Origin of the sequence: Bartonella massiliensis, from assembly GCF_902150025.1 — a bacterium.
Classification (GTDB): domain Bacteria; phylum Pseudomonadota; class Alphaproteobacteria; order Rhizobiales; family Rhizobiaceae; genus Bartonella; species Bartonella massiliensis.
The window spans coordinates 1-5631 of record NZ_CABFVS010000046.1 but is presented as its reverse complement, the minus strand read 5'-3'; the positions used below and the strand labels follow the sequence as shown (position 1 = coordinate 5631).

The window sequence follows — 5631 nt, the reverse complement described above, 5'->3', positions numbered from 1 at the left end:
AATTCGTAGAATATTTTGTCATGGAGTTTATTCTTTATGCTTCGCTCTCATAAATCTAATCATGAACAAGTCACGCTACGCTCTCTGTTGGAATATTATCGCAAACAAGCAAAATCACCCCGTGAATTGGGAACCCTTTTTGAAAATCTTGTGAAGGATTATCTGTCTGAAGACCCCTTGCAAAAGCAAGAATACGAAAAGGTTCAAACTTATTCGGAATGGGCTGAGGAACATGATGAAGATAGGCGTGATATCGGCATTGATCTGGTCGCTACAATCCGTGATCAAGGAGGCTATGCGGCTATTCAATGTAAATGCTATGACGCCTCTCACATCATTAAAAAAGAAGATATTGATAGTTTTATCGCTGCCTCTGGCAAAAAGATTTTTACGCGTCGCATACTGGTTGATAGCACTGAAAGCAATTGGAGTGATAATGCGAACAACACGTGTGATGGTCAAGAGGTTCGTATTCAACAGATTAATCTGTTTGATTTAGAAAACAGTCAAATTGATTGGGGGGCTTACAAAGAAAGAGGACAAGCCGTCCTTAAAGAGCAACCGAAAAAAAAGCTTTTAGATCATCAAAAGGATGCACTGAAAGCTGTTTGTGAAGGTTTAAAAGAAGCAGACCGTGGCAAGCTTATTATGGCGTGTGGTACAGGCAAGACGTTCACCAGCCTTAAGATAGCAGAAACTCTCGCCGGAAAAGGCAAGCGTGTATTGTTTTTAGTGCCTTCTCTTGCTTTGATGTCACAAACAATCCGTGAATGGACCATTGATACAGAAATCCCCTTGCGTTCCTTTGCGGTGTGTTCGGATACACAAGTAGGCAAGCGTCGTAAAGGGAAACATGATGATGAATCTGGTCTCGATGCATCTGATCTTGTTTTGCCCGCTACCACGGATTCACAAGAGCTTGCACGTAAAGCCAATAAAACCTCTCTTGATGTGATGACGGTGGTCTTTTCGACTTACCATTCCATTCAAGTGATTTCCGATGCGCAAAGAGAGCATGGATTACCCGAGTTTGATCTGATCATTTGTGATGAAGCCCATAGGACGACGGGGGTTGTATTGGGAACAGACAAGCATGAATCTGAATTTATCAAGGTTCATGATAACAGTATCATTCAAGGTAAAAAACGTCTGTATATGACAGCAACGCCTCGTATCTTTAGTGACAAGCTGAAAAGGAATGCTGTCTTGTCCAATAACGTTTTGGTGTCCATGGATAATGAAAAACTCTATGGCAAACAACTTTATAATTACAGCTTTTCAAGGGCTTTAGAGGATAAGCTGTTATCACCTTGTAAAGTGATCATATTAGTTGTCAATGAAAAAGAAGTAAGCCAATCCATTCAACATCTTATTACCGATGAGAATTATGAACTTATTCTTGACGATAGGACCAAGATTAATGGCTGTTATAGAGCCCTTACTAAAATGGACTTGAAACTTGATCTTGAAGATGACCCCAAGCCTATGCGTAGAGCTTTAGCTTTTTGCAAAGATATTGATACTTCTAAACGCATATGCAAAAGATTCAAAAAAGAAAAAGTGCAAGAATCTTTGCGCGCTCTTCATAAAAACTATAAAGATACTCCCCCTCTTAACTGTACCTTTGCCCATATTGATGGAAGCTTTAGTGCTAAAGAACGCACAAAACAACTTGATTGGTTAAAGGAAGATGCAGGGGAAAATGCGTGTCGTGTGTTGACCAATGTACGCTGTCTTTCTGAAGGCGTTGATGTTCCTGCTCTTGATGCCGTTCTATTTTTACACCCGCGAAAAAGTCAAATTGAGATTATTCAAGCAATAGGACGCGTCATGCGTCGAGCAGAGGGTAAAAAAAGAGGCTATATCATTCTACCCATTGGGATACCCGCTGACATTCCAGCGGAAATAGCCTTAGAAAACAACAAAAAGTATAATGTCATCTGGCAAGTTCTCAATGCTTTACGTGCCCATGATGATAACTTTAATAAAATAATTCACCATATGCACAAAAAACAAGACGTAAGCGATTCTCTTGAAATCGTTGCTGCTTCTCAAGAACTTGCATTAGAAGATACGACCACGGTTATTGATGATTTACCTCTACGCTCAAAATTAGACTATTCAGGACTTAATATTGGGGTAGCAACTTATGAAGCCTCTCAAACACACGAAGCACAAGGGGAACTTCCCCTTTTTTCTAAATGTAAAGATGTCATTAGAGCTGCTATAGTCAATAGATTTTATGACCCTAGCTATTGGAAAAAATGGGCAATAAATGTTGGTGATCTTGCTCAAACTCATATCACACGCTTAACTGAAGTTTTGACGAAATCAGAAACTGAAACACAACAGGTGTTTAATGATTTTATGACCGAATTGCGTAGCAATTTAAACACGGCTATCTCTGAACAAGATGCAATTGAAATGCTTGCGCAACATCTTGTGACGCGTCCAGTCTTTAATGCTTTATTTGAAGGGCATCAGTTTGTTCAAGAAAATCCCGTATCTTGCGCCTTACAACGTGTACTCAATGCCCTTGATAAGTTTACTCTTAAAGAAGAATCTCAAGATCTCAAAAATATTTCTAAGAGTGTACAATTTTACACGCGTGGAATTACCACTCTTGAAGCACAACAAAGCCTAATTGTAGAGCTTTATAATGAATTTTTCCGTTATGCTTTTCCACGTACAGTAGAAAAATTAGGAATTGTTTATACCCCCATTGAGGTTGTAGATTTTATCATTCATTCTGTTGATGATGTTTTGCGCAATGAATTTGGAAAAAGTCTAGGATCACGGGGTGTGTCTATTCTTGACCCTTTTACAGGAACAGGAACCTTTATTACGCGGCTATTACAATCTAAACTGATCAAATCAGAGGATATGGAGTATAAATACCGTTATGATATCCATGCCAATGAGATTGTCTTACTCGCTTATTACATAGCAGCCATTAATATTGAAGCAACCTATCATGGTCTTATGAAAGGGAATTATATCCCATTCAAGCATATTGGCTTAACCGATACGTTTCATCTTTTTGAGAAAAAAGATCTGATGGAAGGTACTATGAAAGAAAACAGTGAATATTTAGAACATCAGAAAAATCTGAATATCAAAGTTATTTTTGGGAATCCTCCTTATTCAACAGGGCAAAAAAGTGCTAATGATAATGCAAAGAATACTCCTTATCCCATATTAGATAAACGTATTCGTGAAACTTATGCGGCTCTATCGAAAGCAACTAATGTGCAAGCACTTTACGATAGTTATATTCGTGCTATTCGCTGGGCTAGTGACCGTATCGATAATGCTGGGGTAATCGGCTTTGTTTCTGGTTCTAGTTACATAGACAAGCCAACAATGAATAGCTTACGTAAATCTTTAGCCAAAGAATTTACCAGTATTTACGTGCTTAATTTACGGGGGGATATTCGTAAAAACATGTTAAGCAATGGAAATACTCAAGAAGGTGAGAATGTTTTTGGTAATGGTAGTATGACGGGTATTGCTATAACATTATTTATAAAAAATCCCAAGGCTTCTGGAGAGTGTAAAATTTACTATCATGACATTGGTAATAATCTTACAACAAAAGAAAAACTTACAACTCTTGAATATTTAAGTAGCATTGATGGTATTACACGGAGTAAACAAGGTTGGAAAATAATTACACCAGACAAACATAGTGATTGGATCAATCAACGTGATGACAATTTTGCTACGTTTCTCGCCTTAGACGATAAGAAAGGGCATCATAAAAAACTGTTTGAAGTTTCCTCTTGTGGTATAAAAACCAATCGTGATGCTTGGGCATATAATTCAAGTCGTATGGCTCTCGCAAATAATATGAGTAATATGATAGTTTTCTATAACACTGAGGTTGAACGTTTTAATAATAGCTATTCACATGCTAACCGTAAAATACGTACCAATGTTATAGACAATTTTGTAAATTCAGATGCAAGAAAAATCAGTTGGAGTCGTGCTCTTAAACAGGAATTGGTAAAAAGAAAGACTTTCAACTTTGAAGAGGAATGTTTTACACAAAGTTTATATCGTCCTTTTATACAGCAATGGCTTTATTATAATCGCGCTTTCAATGAATTAGTTTTAAAAATGCCGCGGATATTTCCTATAGGATACGCAACAGAGAATAGAGTAATACAAATTTCTTCTGTAGGAGCAAGAAGTGGTTTTTCTGTTTTAATGGCTAAAAATGTGCCCGATGTGAATATGATAGATGGTAGTCAATGCTTTCCACGGTATCTTTATGAAGACACTACAGTCTTAAAAGATAAAAATGAAAAACAATCCCATTTATTTTCAGTTTCTACAAAAGAAAGCAAAACAGCTGGTTTACAACAACGTGATGCCATTACGGATGAAGGACTAGCCCATTTTAAAACTGCTTATCCTAATGAAACTATCACTAAAGATGATCTATTCTATTATGTTTATGGTTTACTTCATTCAGAAGATTATCGTGCCCGTTATGCTGATAATTTATGCAAAGAATTGCCTCGTATCCCTTGTGTAAAGACAGCTGATGATTTTTGGAAGTTTGTTACGGCAGGGCGTGAATTAGGGCATTTGCATGTGAATTATGAAGATGTGGAACCTTATCAAGTCACATTTAAAAAAGGCAATCCAAAACAAACTGATATTCCTAATCCAGAAAAATTTTACTACGTTACAGAAATGAAGTTCGCAAAAATTAAGAATAGTAAGGAAAAGGATAAATCTACTGTTATTTATAACAGCAACATCATCATGACAGATATCCCTCTTGAAGCTTATGAGTATATCGTGAATGGCAAGCCTGCTCTTGAATGGGTTATGGGGCGTCAATGCGTAAAGACTGATAAAAAGAGTGGTATTGTGAATGATGCCAATCACTATGCTGTTGAGACCATTGGCAACCCTGCCTACCCTCTAGAATTGTTTCAAAGGGTTATTACTGTAAGTTTAGAAACAATGAAAATCGTTAAGAACTTACCAAAATTAGAAATTAGAGAAACTGAATAAGCTTATAAAGCATACTCACATAATGGGTATGCTAATCATAAGGGGTATAGAATATAGCTATACCTCTTTTGTAAGTTTATTACCTACAATCTTAAAAGGAGTGTTTATGTGCGTTATTCTAAAAAGAGAACATTTGCACTTTTAGAAACTCTTATTTGGATTGCCTTTAAGAGATTATACCGTAATCTAAATGATAGTTTATCCTTTTCAAAAGCTCTGTTTAAAGAGAGTTTTGTATATTCATTTTGCTTATAGGTTTTGACGGTGCAAAAATTGTCAAAACCCCCTCGAAACGTATATTATTAGTTGAATTTAGAGGTTGTATTGTCAATATGGGTTGTTTTTTAAAGATCTGTAAAATATTAACACATTGAAATATAACGTTTTTATTTTTTACTATTTTTTTATATAAAAGCAGCAACCGTCAAAACTCAAAACCCTTTCAAAACTTATAACCAGCACTATCTTGATAGCATGTCTTATGATTATAAACTATCTTTTGAAAGGCTTTAAAAGATCACATGTTTTTTAACACGTGTTTTAATCATTCTCTAAAATTATAAGTTTATCCATTTAAGTGAACTGATAAAATTCATTAAAGAG

At 36.1% G+C, this 5631-nt stretch carries 1 protein-coding gene; it reads left to right on the top strand.

What is annotated here, in order from left to right; genetic code table 11:
- Positions 1-36: 36 nt before the first annotated feature.
- Complete coding sequence (locus FNZ60_RS08765) at positions 37-5028, top strand: DEAD/DEAH box helicase (RefSeq protein ID WP_142417201.1); 4992 nt, start codon at positions 37-39, stop codon at positions 5026-5028.
- Positions 5029-5631: the final 603 nt, after the last annotated feature.